Source organism: Pseudomonas sp. McL0111, from assembly GCF_052567255.1.
Map to the genome: position 1 here is coordinate 3,176,966 of NZ_CP199585.1, position 15,698 is coordinate 3,192,663.

Genomic DNA, 15,698 nt, shown 5'->3' on the forward strand with positions numbered 1-15,698 from the left:
GACTTCGGTTACAGCAATTTCGACCGGCGCAGCGCTTCGATCGTTTCGATCAGGTCGTCATAGGAAACCGGTTTACCAATGTGTTCATCAAATCCGGCTGCATGGGATTTCTGGATATCGGTATTGGTGCCGTAACCCGTCAGGGCGATGGCCGGTACGTTTTTCACCAGTGGCAACTGACGCAACGCGCTCATCAGTTCGTGGCCGGTCATGACTGGCATGCCGAGGTCGGAAATGATCAGGTCGAAGCGGTTGTCTTCCGCCGCCTTGAGCGCCTCCACCGGATGGTCGAATGCCATGACTTCGGCGTCTTCCATTTCCAGTAGCATTTTCAGGGTTTCGAGAACTTCTGGAGAGTCATCCACCAGCAGGATTTGCAGTCCGTCGAGTTTGCCTGATTCGATTTCCACGACAGGCTCCGGAGCGGTTTTGCTGTCGAGGTCGGCGAGCGGCAGGCGGACACTGAACGTGCAGCCGGCGCCCAGCCCTGGCGATGTCACCTGCACGGTGCCATGTTGGGCCTCGGTCAATTGCCGCACCAGCGACAGGCCGATGCCTAGGCCTTCGCGCTGATGGTTGGTGTGCTGTTTTTCTGCCTGGCCGAACAGGTCGAAAACATGTTCGAGGTTATCCGCGGCAATACCAACACCGTTGTCCTTGATGTCCAGCTGCGCCATTTGTCCGTTGCGGCTGGCGATCAAATGAATGTGCCCGGTCGGCGGGGTGAATTTCAACGCGTTGTTCACCAGGTTCCAGATGATCTGTTCCACGCGTGTCGGGTCGGCGTGGACGATCAAGGGCTCATCCGGTAGTTGCAAATCGACGCGGGTCAGATGCTGTTCGTTGATCACTACGCTATGGATGTCGCGCAATACGCCGCTCAGATCCACGTTTGTGGGTTGCAGCTTGAGCTTGCCGGTGCGCACCCGGGCGACGTCGAGCAAATCGTCGATAATTCGCGCCTGGCTGTTCACTGCATCGCAAATGGTGGTGACCGCTTTGGTCGCCGGGCTTGATGTACGGGTGATCGGCAAACGCCGCAGCAACTCTGCGTTGAGCTGGATCAGGTTCAGCGGATGCTTGAGCTCGTGGGACATGATCGCGAAGAATTCATCGCGCAGGGAAATGGTATTGCGGGTCTGTTCCAGTTCCTGGCTCTGTTCTTCGTGCTGACGTTTGTGCCCGGTCATGTCGCGGGCGATTTTTACGTAGCCTTGCAGGTGATCGCCGCTGAGCAACGTGACTTCGCCGCTACAGAAGAAGCGGCTGCCGTCCTTGCGCAGGTGCCAGCGCTCGTCCTCGGCCCGGCCTTGAGCGCGGGCGGTGGACAGTTCGCTCTCCGGCACACCGGTGGCACGATCTTCGGCGGGGAAAATAAAATCGTAATACGTGCCTTCGGCCTCGGCCTTGACGTAGCCGAAGATCAGTTCCGCGCCCTTGTTCCAGCTGGTGATCACGCCCTGTTCGTCGAGGATGATGATCGCGTAGTCGCGAGTGCTTTCTGCTACCAGACGCATGCGTTCTTCGCCAAGGCGCAGTTCTTCTTCGGCGGCACGGCGGCTGGTGATGTCGATGAATGTCAGCACGGTACCGTCGATATGATCTTCGCTGGAGCGATATGGCAACAGGCGGGCGATGTACCAGCGGCCATCAGTGCTGCTGACTTCGCGCTCGATCATGTTCAGCGACTCGAACACCTGCGCCGCGTCGCTGGCCACATCGGAGTAGTCCAGCCGATGAGTGATATCGAGCAGCGAACGCCCGGTATCGACCGGCAACATGCTGAAGATTTCCGTGGCACGCGGAGTGAACCAGCGGATGCGCATGCTGCGATCGACAAACACTGTGGCGATGTCGGTGGAGGCGATCAGATTGGTCAGGTAATCGTTGATCTTGTCGGTTTCTTCGACCTTGGTTTTCAGCTCGTAATTGACCGTCAGCAACTCTTCGTTGATCGACTGCAATTCTTCCTTGCTGGTTTCCAGTTCTTCGGTGGCCGAGCGCAGCTCTTCGTTGATCGCCTGCATTTCTTCGTTGGATGCCTTGAGCTCTTCGCTGGAGACTTCCGACTGTTCGATGGTGTCCTGCAAGTGCAGCTTGGTACGTTGCAGCTCGCGCTCAAGGTTGGACAGCACCTGGCTTTCGGTCTGCAACATCGTGGTAAGGCTTGTGTCGGAGGGGTCGAGTTCGGCTTCCTCGAAAATCACCAGCACGCAGTCGCTGTCCGATTCGTCATCCTTGTAGGGCTGTGCAACCAGATCGACGCGGAACTGCCGTTCTTCGCGCTTGATCGGCACCTCGCGGGATTTCACCGTCAGGCCGCTCTGTTGTACCTGGAACAGCGTGGTGCGGATTTCCAGGCGCAGCTCCGGCAGGATCAGCGTCAGCAGATTGCGCGACAGCTCGCCGCCGACGTGGCGCAGAAAACGTCCGGCACTTTCACTCATGTGCAGAATGTCGGCGTTGGCATCGACGATCATGCTTGGCGGCGCCGATTGCTCAATGGCGCGTCGATGAATGTCGGCAAACGACAATTTGGGCAGCTCGCGGGTTTTCAATTCAGGCAACGAAATGCTGGTGCGTACGTAACCACCGCGGGGCATGGTCGGCATGCGTCGGCTGCTCGGCGTGCCGGTTTTTGCGCGGAAGATCCGGTTGCGCTTGTCCACCGGGGCGAACAGTTCATGGCACGCATCGGCGCTTTCCGACGAGCCAAGAAACAGAAAGCCGCCCGGGCGCAGCGCGAAGTGGAACATCTGCAGAATCTCGCGTTGCACTTCGCGGTCGAGGTAAATCAGCAGGTTGCGGCAGACGATCAGATCGATCTGCGAGAACGGTGGATCGGACAACAGGCTGTGCTTTGCAAACAGCACCTTTTCGCGGATTTCCTTGCGGATGCGGTAATGGTCGTTTTCTTTGACGAAGTAATGACGCAGCCGGGTGGGCGGCACGTCGGTGACAATCGCCTGCGGATACACCCCGGCACGCCCGGTGCTGATCGCCCGCTCGTCGATATCGGTGGCGAACACTTGCAGGGCGGCTTTGCTGCTTTCGACCTGCATTTGATCGTCGAGCAGAATCGCCAGGCTGTAGGCTTCTTCGCCAGTGGAACAACCGGCAGACCAGATGCGCAACTCTTCCTTGTCGGGAGAAGCCGCCACCGATCGCACCAGTTGTGGCAGCACATCGCGCTCCAGCGCCTCGAAGGCCTCGCGGTCGCGGAAGAAGTTGGTCACGCCGATCAGCATGTCGCCGAGCAGGGCCTTGGCTTCGTCCGGGTTGTTTTGCAGATATTCGTAGTAGGCGGTGAGGTCCGGCTGGGTGGTGACTTGCATTCGCCGCTCGATACGGCGCAGCACCGTGGCGCGCTTGTAATGCTTGAAGTCGTGACCGGTGCTGGTACGCAGATGCAGCAGGATGTCATGCAAGCGTTGTTCGGCAATGGCGGCCTCCTGTTCGGAGGAGGGCACCAGTGTCTTCAGATCCGAATCGTTGGCACTCGGCAGGGTGATGTTTTGCGAGTTGCGCCACAGTTCCAGCAGCTTTTGCGGCATGTCCACCACGGGCAGCACCAGATCGACCATGCGCGTCTCGATGGCAGCACGCGGCATGCCGTCGAATTCGGCATCTTCCGGCACTTGCACAAGCGTCACGCCGCCCTGTTCCTTGATGCGCGACAAGCCGACCGCACCGTCCGAACCCGTGCCCGAAAGCACCACACAAAAGGCGCGCTCGCGGTGCACATCGGCGAGGTCGCGGAAGAACAGGTCGATTGCCGTGTGCCGGGCCAGCGGCGAGCCGGCCGGGCTGACTTTCAGATAACCATCGTTCATCGCCAGTTGCTGCGCCGGCGAGATCACATACACATGGTTTTTTTCGATCGGCGCGGCCTGCGTGACTTGCAGCACCGGCATCCGCGTTGATTCCTGGATGATCTTGTCGGCGATGCTCTGATGGTCCGGCGACAGATGCAGAATGATCACGAACGCCATACCGGTATCTTGCGGCATATGCTCGAAAAACAGCTTGATCGCCTGCAACCCTCCCGCCGAAGCACCAATGCCGACCACTGGAAAATCCAGGTGGCTGGGGCTCAGATTGTCGCGCTCGGGCGCGGAGGGAGATTTGGAGGTCATGACGTCGGCCTTTTAGGGTAATGCACACGTGTCGCACAGGAACAAAAAACAGGGATGACTCTGCAGGATAAACCCGATTGCAGAATCTGCCTTCAACAGTTTGGCCGACGCTGTGGGCAAGCCTTGTATGTTGGACCCCGGCAGATCGGTGAGTGCACCATTTATCTTTATCAGGGCATTAATGAGCGCCGGCGCCGCCTTCGGCGCCGCCTGTCGAAGTTGAGCTGGCGCGCAGGGTAATCGCTTGCCGATGAATCTTGAAGCGTCTGCTTCAGGGAACGGCATCTCTGGCCGATAACCCGAACGGCTCTTGCAAACTCATCGGCCGCGCACGAAATCGCTTGATAGCATTAGGCCTGCAGCTATCATCTGCGCGCCGCTGGAATGCCTTCGGTTCATTACCTTCAATTGTCTGGAAATCCTCGATGCTGTCGTATCACCAAAAGAGTTTTCTGATCGTCGATGATTTCTCGGATTTCCGCAGTTCCGTGCGCTCGATGTTGCGGGAATTGGGGGTCAAGGACGTGGACACCGCCGACACCGGCGAGCAAGCGCTGAAGATGTGCGCGCAGAAATCCTACGATTTCATCCTGCAGGATTTCCATCTCGGTGACGGCAAGAAAAACGGTCAGCAGGTGCTGGAAGACCTGATGCTGGAAAAACTCATCAGCCATGAAGCGGTATTCGTCATGGTCACCGCCGAGACCAGTCAGGCGATGGTGCTCAGTGCGCTGGAGCACGAGCCGGATGCCTACCTGACCAAACCGTTCAACCGCTCCGGCCTGGCTCAGCGCCTGGAGCGTCTGGAGCAGCGCAAGACGTTGCTCAAACCGATTCTGCAAGCCCTCGACCGGGGCAAGCCGATGGAGGTGCTCAACGCCTGCATCGCGCTGTGTAAACAAGACATCCGTTATTCGCCGTTGTGCCTGCGTTATCGCGCCGATGCCTTGCGTGACTTGAATCAGAACGAAGCGCTGGAGCGTCTATACGACGGCATCATCGCCGACCGGCCGTTGCCGTGGGCGTTTGCCGGGCTGGGCAAATTGCTGTTCAAACGCGGGCAAGTCGCCCAGGCGAAAGGTGTCTACGAAAAAGCCTTGAAGGTGTTTCCGATGATGCCGTCGCTGTACGACGGTATGGCCGATGTGCTTGTTTCAGAAGGCGACACCAAAGGTGCGCAGCGGGTACTCGAAGAAGCAATTCGGCTGTCGCCGCTGGCGGTGCGTCGGCAGGCGTTGCTCGGCAAACTGGCGATGGCCAACGAAGACTTCGACACCGCGTCGCGCGCGTATCGCCAAGCGGTATCGCAGGGCGCGCAGTCGCGTTTCAAGGACCCGGAAAGTAACCTCGGTCTGGCGCATGCCTTAATTAGCAAAGGCAGCGAGCGTGGTCTTGATACCCGCACCCGTCTGGAGATCAATACCACTCTCAGCGCCGTGGCCAAGGAAAACCCGAGCGACCCGGGCCTGCAGATTCGTGCACGCCTGATGAAGGCCACGAGCCTGTTGCTCAACGACGCCGAAACCGCCGACAAGCTCACCGAGCAGGCGATGATGCGCCTCGACGGCATGGAACAGTTCATGAGCCCCGAGGCCGCGCTGCTGGTGGCCAAGCAATTGCAGATGCTTGGTCAGGCCGAGGCGGGAACTTCGATGCTCAAGAGTTGCGCGGAAATCTACGGTGATGATCCGGCGGTGATGAAAGACATCGCCAAGCTCACCGACGACCCGACTATCCTCAGTTCGAGCAACGCCGCCGCCGACCTCAACCGTCAGGGCGTGCGGGTCTACAAGACCGGCAATCTGGTCGAGGCCCGCGAGGTGTTCCGCAAGGCGCTGAAGATGCAGCCGAAGAACATCAGTATTGCGCTGAACATGGCTCAGTCGCTGTTGCACGGCACCGACACCAATGTGCCGTCGGCGGAGCTGGAAGAATGTCGGACCTGCCTGAAAATGGTCGGTCTGATGCCCGACACCGACGCGCGTTATCCGCGTTATCAGAAGCTGAAAAGCAAGGCGTTTGGCGAATGAACCAAGACGAGCAGGCACTGGATTTTTCCACGGTGATCGCCTCCACCGTCCACGACATGAAAAACTCGCTGGCGATGCTGATGCAGTCCCACAGCCAATGGCTGGCGCGCCTGCCCGAAGCGCAGCGCGCCGGGCCGGAGCAGGGCGTGATCGACTTCGAATTCGCCCATCTCAACGGCATGCTGGTGCAACTGCTCGGGCTGTATAAGCTCGGCGTGAATCAAATGCCGCTGCAACCGGCGTATCACGAACTGGACGACTTCATCGAGGCGCAACTGGCGTCGCATCAAGAGGTGTTCGCCAGTCGTGGAATTATTGCGACTTACGAGGTTGATCCGCTGAGCCCGTTGGGTTTCTTCGACCGTGAACTGATCGCCTCGGTGCTGGGCAATTGCATCAATAACGCGATCCGCTATGCCCGCGAGTCGCTGCTGATCACCGTTAGCGACGAGGCCGGGCAACTGGTGCTGACTATCAATGACGATGGCGACGGTTATCCGCCGGAAATGCTCGAACGCCAGGCCGATAACGTGCAAGGCATCAATCACAGTACCGGCAGCACCGGGCTGGGTTTGTACTTCGCCGCCCGTATCGCCGCGCTGCATCAGCGCAATGGCGTAGTCGGGCGGACCGAGATCAGCAATGGCGGCCCGTTGGGCGGCGGCGTTTTCAGTCTCTACCTGCCCTAATGCAAGGTGGATTTCGCGTAGTTCTGGTTTTTGCGTGACGCTGCTTGATATTCCGAACAGCCGAAGCCTATTTTGTACGGGTCGCCGTTCGCGGCTCGCACAATAACAAGGATTGCGTCATGACAACCGATGGCCAGCGTTCACTCGCACAGCGACTGACGGGCATTGATGAGATTGAATGTGTCACACCGGATTTGAACGGCGTGCCACGGGGCAAGGTGATGACCGCAGAGGGTTTCCTCGAAGGGCGGCGTTTGCAGATGGCGCGGGGTGTGCTGCTGCAATGCATCATGGGCGGTTACCCGGCAGCGCGTTTTTACGGCAGCGATGACGGCGACCTGGCGCTGGTGGCCGAGCCGTCGCAGATCCATGCACTGCCGTGGAGCGACGAGCCACGGGCCCTGGCAATTTGCGATGCCGATGAACTGACTGGCGAAAGTTCGCGCCTGTCGACCCGTGGTCAGCTCAAGGCTGTCATTGCACGTTACGCCGCTCGCGGACTGGCTCCGGTGGTCGCGACCGAGCTGGAATTCTTTGTCTTCGCACCCAACACTGATCCAACCCAACCCTTCAAGCCGCCAGTCGGTCTGGACGGTCGTCGCGAGGATGGTCAGTCGGCGTTCAGTGTCAGCTCCAATAACGGCCTGCGGCCGTTCTTCAGCGAAGTCTATAAATGCATGGCGGCCCTCGGCCTGCCGCGCGACACCTTCATGCACGAAATGGGTGTCAGCCAGTTCGAGATCAACCTGCTGCACGGTGATCCGTTGCTGCTGGCTGACCAGACTTTCCTGTTCAAGCACTTGCTCAAGGAAGTCGCGCTCAAACACGGTTTGACCGTGGTGTGCATGGCCAAGCCGCTGGCGCATACGCCGGGCAGCTCGATGCATATTCACCAGAGCATCGTCGAGATCGGCAGCGGCAAGAATGTGTTCAGCGATGACAACGGCCAGCCGACTGCGATGTTCCGCCACTTTATCGGTGGGCAGCAGGCGGGCATGGCGGAGTTCACTGCGCTGTTTGCGCCGAACGTGAACTCCTATCAGCGCCTGTGCCATCCGTATGCGTCGCCGAATAACGCCTGTTGGTCGCATGACAACCGTGCCGCCGGCCTGCGCATTCCAGCGAGTTCGCCGGTCGCCCGTCGGGTCGAAAACCGTTTGCCGGGCGCCGACGCCAACCCGTATCTGGCGATTGCGGCCAGTCTGGCCGCCGGTTTGCATGGTATCGAACACGAACTGGAGCCGACGGCGTCAATCCAGGGCGAGTTCGAAGTGCCGGACAATCTTTCGTTGCCGTGTACCTTGCATGCCGCACTCGAACGTCTGAAACGTAGCCAATTGGCCAAGGAACTGTTCGGCAAGGAATTCATCGAAGGCTACATCGCTTCGAAAACCATGGAGTTGACCAGTTTCTTTGATGAAATAACTCCCTGGGAACGGCGTGTTCTAGCAGCCCAGGCCTGACGAATCGTCGCCATCGGGCTATCGTTTGATAGCCCGATACTCACTGCAAGGAGCCGCTCGGAACGCCGATGCGCCAAATCTGGAAATCCTTTCGAGCGCTGTATTTCGCCTCGCTGATGATGTTGATCGGCTCGGGCCTTTTGTCTACTTATCTGGGCTTGCGTCTGGCGGCTGATCACGTCGATGGACTGTGGATCGGTGCGCTGATGGCGGCCAACTATTTCGGCCTGGTACTGGGCGGCAAGATCGGCCATCGGCTGATCGCCCGGGTCGGGCATATTCGTGCGTATTCCGCGTGTGCCGGCATTGTCGGTGCGGCGGTGCTGGGTCATGGTCTGGTGGACTGGCTGCCGGCATGGCTGGTGCTGCGGACCATCGTCGGCCTCGGCATGATGTGCCAATACATGGTGATCGAGAGCTGGCTCAATGAGCAGGCGGGTCCTAATCAGCGGGGGCTGGTGTTCAGCGGTTACATGATCGCTTCGTATCTGGGGCTGGTGCTCGGCCAACTGATTCTGGTCATGCACCCAGGGCTGGGACTTGAGCTGCTGATGCTGGTCGCCCTGTGTTTTGCGCTGTGTCTGGTGCCGGTGACGTTGACCCACCGGATTCACCCGGCGCCTTTGCATCCGGCACCGATGGAGCCGCGCTTCTTCCTCAAGCGAGTGCCCCAATCATTGAGCACGGTGCTGGGCGCCGGTCTGATTATCGGCTCGTTCTACGGTCTGGCGCCGTTGTATGCCTCGCAGCAAGGGCTGTCGACCGAGCAGGTCGGTCTGTTCATGGGTACCTGCATTTTTGCCGGGCTGCTGGTGCAATGGCCGTTGGGCTGGTTGTCCGATCGTTATGACCGGGCGCTGCTGATCCGTTGTTTTGCCGGGTTTCTGGCGGTTGCCGCGTTGCCGCTGGCGATCATGCCGCAGGTGCCGCTGGAAGTGCTGTTTGTGGTTGGCTTCCTATGTTCGCTGGTGCAGTTCTGCCTGTATCCGCTGGCGGTGGCGTTCTCCAACGACCATGTCGAGGGTGATCGGCGGGTGTCGCTGACGGCGATGCTGCTGGTGACCTACGGCGTCGGCGCGAGTATCGGGCCGCTGGTCGCGGGTGTGCTGATGAAGTTCTTCGGCAGCCAGAGTCTGTATGCGTTCTTCAGCTTCTTTGCGCTGGTGCTGGTGTGGCGGATCAGGCCGAAAGCCGTGACCAATCTGCACCAGGTCGACGATGCACCGCTGCATCACGTCGCGATGCCGGACAGCATGTCGAGCTCGCCATTGGTGGCTGCACTTGATCCACGGGTCGATGAGCAAGTGGTGCAGGAGCAAATGCAGAATAGCCCTGAGCCTGAGCCTGAGAACGAACCGCAACCGGAGCCATCGGCAGATGCCGAGCCGGATGCTGTCGACGAAAAGCCTGCGCCGGACATCAGTGGTGCGCGGCCTTAAACCGGCTTGTTAAACGATGGAGATCCTGTGGCGAGGGAGCTTGCTCCCGCTGGACTGCGCAGCAGGCCCCGCTTTTCCGGTAAAGAGCGGGGTGCGCTTCGCGCCTCAGCGGGAGCAAGCTCCCTCGCCACAGGAGTTTCTCGCCTCAGGAATTCCTTGCTGCAGAAATTTTGTGGGCATAAAAAAGGGCAGTCACCGCGAGGGACTGCCCTTTTTATATTGGCGTACGAATCAAAGATCGTCTTTATCAAACCGCCGTGCTTCGCGTTGCAACTGATAAACGAAGCGCTCGACGTTGCGCGCGGCCGGGCCGCTGATGTTATGGAAGCGCAGGCCAGCAAAGGTGATGTTGAGTTTTTCTTCGAAGTGCAGATAACGCAGCTCGACCGACACCGGTTGATTGCCGAACAGCGGAGCGGCAACGAGACGGTCATAGACCTGGCCCAGTTGCAGGCGGTCGGTGATATCGCCTTCGAAGCGCAGCTTGCAGCCGGTAGCAGAGATATCCAGCAGTTTGCCGTCAATTGGCGCCTTGAGCTTTTCGCCACCGAGCACGACGCTGACCAGATCGGTCAGTTTCAGGGCAGCACGAAAGGCGTTGCGGCGCTGGTGGTAAACCACTTCTTCTGGCAGTTCGCCGGTGTAAAAGCGGTCGCCTTCGATGTCTTTGATAGTCAGTGTGCCAGCGCATTCCCAGGCGATGCGAACGCCGTCGTGAAAGCCCTCGACCCGGAACGGCTCGCCCGCTTCCAGGTAGCGTTCGCCATCGCGCGGGATCATTTCATCGAACTTGAGCGTATTGGTTTCCCGGTCAACTTCGATCAGATAGCTCTGAAAACGCTGGCTGCGCTCGTGGAACGTGATGATCAACGGATCGTGGCTTTCTTGCAGCTGGCGCAGGTTGCTGGAGATTTCCAGTGGCGTGGTGAGCACCTTAGGTGGCTGCGGAGCATCATCATTGGGCACGGTGTATCAATCTCCAGACAAAATATGACTACGACTAGCCAGCATTTTGCCAGCATGTTTCGCGGGTTGATAGAGCTGGCGCATCAACGGCTCATGCCTGGCTGAGCGGACGCGGCATTGCAGGTCTGGCAAAAGTGCCGCTGGCGTCATACAGCGCTGGCGGTTCGCCCCCGGTGAGGATTTTCAGCTGATTGGCCGTGGTGGCCTGCTGGATCAGGATCGACTGGCCATTCTTGACGTTAGCCGTCTGGCATTCGGCGAGGAGGTCAGTCAGAACGTCGCTTTCGCTGAGTAATTGCGTGCCGATGCTCGACTGTGCGGCCAGTTGTTCCAGGCCTTGACGGTCGAGCGGCAGGTTGAGGCTGGCAAGGATTTCACTGCGCTTGCGGCCATGCTGTTCAAGCAGAATGATCAATGCCTGTTTGCGCGCCAGAATGTCTTCCAGCACCGGCATGTCGCGACCGTGCAAAGCGATGGATTCGGATTGCAATAACTCCAGCAATTGTTGAGCTGGAGCAAAGTCGTCGGTGATCAGTTGCAGTAAATTAGTGTCGTGCATGGCTGGCCTTGGGTGTTAAGCGTCCAAAAGCCTCGCGCAGGCAAAGGCCTAGCGCTGGGCTTCGAAGTTGAGCAGTTTGCTGGCTACACGGTTGCTGTCGACTTTATAGCTGCCATCGGCAATCGCTGCTTTCAACTCGGCCACGCGGGCTTTGTCGACGGCAGGCTGATCGCGCAGCTTGTCAGTGACCTTCTGCAACTGTTGAGCCTCATTGCTGAGGTGTACCGATTCCCCGCTTTTAGCGGTACTGGCCGTTTCGGCCGGGGTATTCAGCGGCGCGGAACTGCCGTTTTCGGCGGCTTCCTTCGGTGCGCTGGTACGCGTACTGCCTGTAAGTGACGAGGAGCTGTTCAAACGGCTGAAATCGATGACCATGATAAAAAACCTCTGGGAATTTGGACGCTTGCCATGTTTTCGGCCATCCCCTGGAAAACTTTAGGCACATTTACTCAATGAGCCTGCATGCGCCGGCGCGTGTCCTGCTGCGGCACAGTTTAGGGAACAGGCTGGGTCAGCGCCAGTTTTCTCCATGGACATTCACATTGAAACTTCCACTTGGCCCGGCGCGATGACTTGCGCCTTGATGACTCGTTGGGAGTTGAGGTTTTTCACCCGGATCTGTTCTTTCAAACCACCGTTGGACAAGGCTTCACCGGGCATGCGCACGGCCAGTGTGCCACTGCGCGCAATGATCACCACTTGGTCGCCTTTACGCACGACTTCGGCCTGTTCGAGGTGCACCAGGGTTATCACCTGATCGGCGACCGTTGGTCGGGTTAATTTCTGCCCGATTGCCTCGTCTACCGACGTCAGGAAGCCCTGATTGATCACGCTGACGTCGCGCTCGCGCAAGGTCACGTCCTGCGGCTCGATAATTCCGGCGCGTTTGAGTGGGCGAGTGGTGGTCACAATCTCGCGAAACAGGCGGACTTGAGCGGGTACGAACACCGTCCAGGGCGAGGCGCCTTCGCAGCGAACCTTGACGGTAACCCGGCCCAATGGACGTGCCGGACTCTCCAGGGAGGCTGTCAATTCCTTGTCGCACATAGGCATGCGCATACGTGGATCGAGCTGTTTTACCTCGATTTCATAGCGGCCTTCCGTTTGACTGCTAGCCAGATAGTCTTCTACGGTGAACTCAAGAAAGCCCTGAGTGACGCCGATAAGCATGTCAGGCAAGGTAACCGCATCAGCAACGGCAGGGCTGCCGGCAGAAAAAGAGCAAACGGCCATCACCGCGCAAAGGTATCTGCGGCTCTGGGATGTCAGGTGTCGGAAAAATGTCGTTTGAGCGTTCATACGAGTTAAAAAGCAAGCGCCGTGCCGTTTAGCAATGAATGTGCGTCGCAACAACACTTGGCGTTGATGTAGGAGTCTGGGCATGGCTGGTGTAATGGATTCGGTGAACCAGCGCACGCAACTGGTGGGGCAGAATCGCCTGGAGCTGTTGTTGTTCCGTCTCGACGGCCAGCAGCTCTACGGAATCAACGTGTTCAAGGTGCGGGAAGTGCTGCAATGCCCGTCGCTGACGTTGATGCCCAAGTCCAGTCCTGTCGTGTGCGGGGTGGCGAATATTCGGGGGGCGACCATTCCGATCCTTGATCTGGCAATGGCAACCGGCTCGGGTGCGTTGAAAGACAAGAACAACCCGTTCGTGATCATCACGGAGTACAACACCAAGACCCAAGGGTTTCTGGTGCGCTCGGTGGAACGCATCGTCAACATGAACTGGGAAGAGATCCATCCGCCACCGAAGGGTACGGGTCGCGATCATTACCTGACCGCTGTGACTCGAGTGGACAATCAGTTAGTCGAAATCATCGATGTCGAGAAGGTACTGGCGGAAGTTGCGCCGACACCCGAAGCGATTTCGGTCGGCGTGGTCGATGTCGAGACCCAGCACAAGGCGTTGTCGTTGCGGGTGTTGACGGTCGATGACTCGTCGGTGGCGCGCAAGCAGGTCTCGCGTTGCCTGCAAACGGTCGGCGTCGAAGTGGTGGCGTTGAACGACGGCAAGCAGGCGCTGGATTACCTGCGCAAGCTGGTCGATGAAGGCAAGAAGCCGGAAGAAGAGTTCCTGATGATGATCTCCGACATCGAGATGCCGGAGATGGACGGGTACACCCTGACGGCGGAGATCCGCAGCGACCCGCGCATGCAAAAGCTTCATATCATCCTGCATACTTCGTTGTCCGGGGTATTCAATCAGGCGATGGTCAAGAAAGTCGGTGCCGATGACTTTCTGGCCAAATTCCGCCCTGATGACCTGGCATCCCGGGTAGTCGACCGGATCAAAGCAGCAGATATCAGCTAGGGGCGTTTTGTCCCTGGTGATCAACACGATTTAAGAGGCGGCATCATTGTCTACGGGTAATTTGGATTTCGAACAGTTCCGGGTCTTCCTGGAAAAGGCCTGTGGCATTTTGCTCGGCGAAAACAAGCAGTACCTCGTCTCGAGCCGTCTCAACAAACTGATGGAACAGCAAGGCATCAAATCCCTGGGTGAGCTGGTTCAGCGCATCCAGACCCAGCCGCGCAGTGGTTTGCGCGAGCAAGTGGTCGATGCCATGACGACCAACGAAACCCTGTGGTTTCGGGATACCTATCCGTTTGAAGTCTTGAAGAACAAGGTGCTGCCCGAGGCGATCAAGGCCAGCCCCAACCAGCGTCTGCGGATCTGGTCGGCGGCCTGTTCGTCGGGTCAGGAACCGTATTCGCTGTCGATGTCGATTGACGAGTTCGAGCGCGTTAACCTCGGTCAGTTGAAGATGGGCGTGCAGATCGTTGCCACTGATCTGTCCGGTCTCATGTTGAACAACTGCAAGACCGGCGAGTACGACAGCCTGGCAATCGGTCGCGGTTTGTCGCCCGATCGCCTTCAGCGTTACTTCGACCCGAAAGGGCCGGGCCGCTGGGCAATCAAGGCGCCGATCAAGAACCGCGTGGAGTTTCGCTCGTTCAACCTGCTCGACAGCTACGCCGCTCTGGGCAAGTTCGACATCGTGTTCTGCCGCAACGTACTGATCTACTTCTCCGCCGAGGTGAAGAAAGACATTCTGTTGCGTATTCACAGCACGTTGAAGCCGGGTGGTTATCTGTTCCTTGGCGCTTCCGAAGCGCTGAACGGTTTGCCGGATCATTACCAGATGGTCCAGTGCAGCCCGGGGATCATTTACCAGGCGAAATGATTGCAGCGGCAATACAAAAAACGGCAGGCCCGCAAAGGCCTGCCTTTTTTTTTGCCCGGAGAAATTCTCCCAGACACCAAAAATCCCTGTGGGAGTGAGCTTGCTCGCGAAGATGCCGTCATATTCTGCATTTGCATTGGCTGACACTCCGCCTTCGCGAGCAAGCTCGCTCCCACAGTTGTCCGGTGGTGACAGTAAGAGGGGGGGGGGCAAGCGGCAGAAAAGCGGCATCTGGCGGAAACCGGTTGCCGCTTTTCTGGCATTGCCGCATTGCCGTTGCCCGCAAAGCCCCGGTTTTCGGGGGTTTTAAAATTGGCACGCGGCTTGCTATAGCCCTGTTACGAAAAACCCGGTCACCTGAAGGTTCCCGACATGAGCATCAGCTTCGATAAAGCGCTCGGAATTCACGAAAAAGCCCTGGGCTTCCGCGCCCAGCGTGCCGAAGTCCTGGCCAACAACATCGCCAACGCCGATACCCCGAACTACAAGGCTCGGGATCTGGAATTCTCCAAAGTGCTTGAAGCACAGAGCCAGAAAACCAACAACGGCACCATCGCCCTGAACATGACCAACAGCCGTCATATCGAGGCCGAGGGTCTGGGCAATGGCGACGAGTCGCTGATGTATCGCACGCCGATGCAGCCTTCGATCGACCAGAACACCGTGGATGCCCAACTGGAACAGTCCAACTACGCGGAAAACGCCGTGGGCTTCCAGGCCAGCTTCACCCTGCTCAACAGCAAATTCAAAGGGCTGGTTTCAGCCCTGCGCGGAGAGTAATTCATGTCTCTATCCAGTGTTTTCAACATTGCCGGTAGCGGCATGAGCGCGCAGACCACGCGTTTGAACACCGTGGCCTCGAACATCGCCAACGCCGAAACCGTCTCGTCGAGCATCGACCAGACCTATCGCGCCCGTCACCCGGTGTTCGCCACCATGTTCCAGGGCGGCCAGAGCGGCGGCAGCGATTCGCTGTTCCAGAACCAGGACGCTGCCGGCCAGGGCGTACAAGTCATGGGCGTGGTCGAAGACCAGAGCAACCTCGAAGCACGCTACGAGCCGAACCATCCGGCGGCCGATGCCAAAGGCTACGTCTACTACCCGAACGTCAACGTGGTGGAAGAGATGGCTGACATGATTTCCGCGAGTCGTTCGTTCCAGACCAACGCCGAAATGATGAACACCGCCAAAACCATGATGCAGAAGGTACTGACCCTCGGTCAGTAAT

13 protein-coding genes are annotated in these 15,698 nt (G+C 58.5%); 8 read left to right on the forward strand and 5 right to left on the reverse strand.

Annotation, left to right across the window (positions count from 1 at the left end; genetic code table 11):
• Positions 1 to 8: 8 nt before the first annotated feature.
• Positions 9 to 4,136 carry a CheR family methyltransferase gene (locus ACTWLJ_RS14525; protein WP_445181301.1) on the reverse strand — a complete coding sequence of 1,376 codons (4,128 nt, stop codon included), beginning with the start codon at positions 4,134 to 4,136 and terminating at the stop codon, positions 9 to 11.
• A 425-nt stretch (positions 4,137 to 4,561) separates the two neighbouring features.
• Between ACTWLJ_RS14525 and ACTWLJ_RS14530 the strand changes: the two genes are divergently transcribed.
• The 4 genes from ACTWLJ_RS14530 (at position 4,562) to ACTWLJ_RS14545 (ending at position 9,757) form a co-directional block, all read left to right on the forward strand.
• Positions 4,562 to 6,166, forward strand: coding sequence for a response regulator (locus ACTWLJ_RS14530; RefSeq protein ID WP_445181302.1), 1,605 nt, complete (start codon positions 4,562 to 4,564; stop codon positions 6,164 to 6,166).
• Complete coding sequence (locus ACTWLJ_RS14535; RefSeq protein ID WP_401220138.1) at positions 6,163 to 6,855, forward strand: sensor histidine kinase; 693 nt, start codon at positions 6,163 to 6,165, stop codon at positions 6,853 to 6,855. The genes ACTWLJ_RS14530 and ACTWLJ_RS14535 overlap by 4 nt, the downstream gene beginning before the upstream one ends.
• Positions 6,856 to 7,076: 221 nt before the next feature.
• A complete protein-coding gene (locus ACTWLJ_RS14540) occupies positions 7,077 to 8,318 on the forward strand; it encodes a glutamine synthetase family protein (RefSeq protein ID WP_445181356.1) in 1,242 nt (413 codons plus the stop codon).
• 68 nt (positions 8,319 to 8,386) lie between these two features.
• Positions 8,387 to 9,757, forward strand: a complete 1,371-nt coding sequence (locus tag ACTWLJ_RS14545; RefSeq protein WP_445181303.1) for an MFS transporter — start codon at positions 8,387 to 8,389, stop codon at positions 9,755 to 9,757.
• Between the two features lie 231 nt (positions 9,758 to 9,988).
• On the opposite strand, the gene ACTWLJ_RS14550 is transcribed toward ACTWLJ_RS14545, so the two are convergent.
• The 4 genes from ACTWLJ_RS14550 to flgA all read right to left on the reverse strand — a co-directional run bounded on the left by ACTWLJ_RS14550 (position 9,989) and on the right by flgA (position 12,581).
• Positions 9,989 to 10,723: a flagellar brake protein gene (locus ACTWLJ_RS14550; protein ID WP_445181304.1), complete on the reverse strand. Its 735-nt coding sequence runs from the start codon at positions 10,721 to 10,723 to the stop codon at positions 9,989 to 9,991.
• Positions 10,724 to 10,814: 91 nt separating this feature from the next.
• Positions 10,815 to 11,282, reverse strand: coding sequence for a flagella synthesis protein FlgN (locus ACTWLJ_RS14555; RefSeq protein WP_445181305.1), 468 nt, complete (start codon positions 11,280 to 11,282; stop codon positions 10,815 to 10,817).
• A 48-nt stretch (positions 11,283 to 11,330) separates the two neighbouring features.
• Complete coding sequence (gene flgM / locus ACTWLJ_RS14560; protein ID WP_445181306.1) at positions 11,331 to 11,657, reverse strand: flagellar biosynthesis anti-sigma factor FlgM; 327 nt, start codon at positions 11,655 to 11,657, stop codon at positions 11,331 to 11,333.
• Between the two features lie 162 nt (positions 11,658 to 11,819).
• Positions 11,820 to 12,581 (reverse strand): flagellar basal body P-ring formation chaperone FlgA, encoded by a 762-nt coding sequence (flgA, locus tag ACTWLJ_RS14565; protein WP_401220125.1) that lies wholly within the window; start codon positions 12,579 to 12,581, stop codon positions 11,820 to 11,822.
• Between the two features lie 82 nt (positions 12,582 to 12,663).
• Between flgA and ACTWLJ_RS14570 the strand changes: the two genes are divergently transcribed.
• The 4 genes from ACTWLJ_RS14570 (at position 12,664) to flgC (ending at position 15,697) form a co-directional block, all read left to right on the forward strand.
• Positions 12,664 to 13,596: a chemotaxis protein CheV gene (locus ACTWLJ_RS14570; RefSeq protein ID WP_445181307.1), complete on the forward strand. Its 933-nt coding sequence runs from the start codon at positions 12,664 to 12,666 to the stop codon at positions 13,594 to 13,596.
• Between the two features lie 46 nt (positions 13,597 to 13,642).
• Complete coding sequence (gene cheR / locus ACTWLJ_RS14575; protein ID WP_401220119.1) at positions 13,643 to 14,470, forward strand: protein-glutamate O-methyltransferase CheR; 828 nt, start codon at positions 13,643 to 13,645, stop codon at positions 14,468 to 14,470.
• A 372-nt stretch (positions 14,471 to 14,842) separates the two neighbouring features.
• Positions 14,843 to 15,250, forward strand: coding sequence for a flagellar basal body rod protein FlgB (flgB, locus tag ACTWLJ_RS14580; RefSeq protein WP_401220116.1), 408 nt, complete (start codon positions 14,843 to 14,845; stop codon positions 15,248 to 15,250).
• A 3-nt stretch (positions 15,251 to 15,253) separates the two neighbouring features.
• Entirely contained in the window at positions 15,254 to 15,697 is a 444-nt protein-coding gene (gene flgC, locus ACTWLJ_RS14585) for a flagellar basal body rod protein FlgC (RefSeq protein WP_034146132.1), read from the forward strand.
• The last annotated feature ends 1 nt before the right edge of the window (position 15,698 follow it).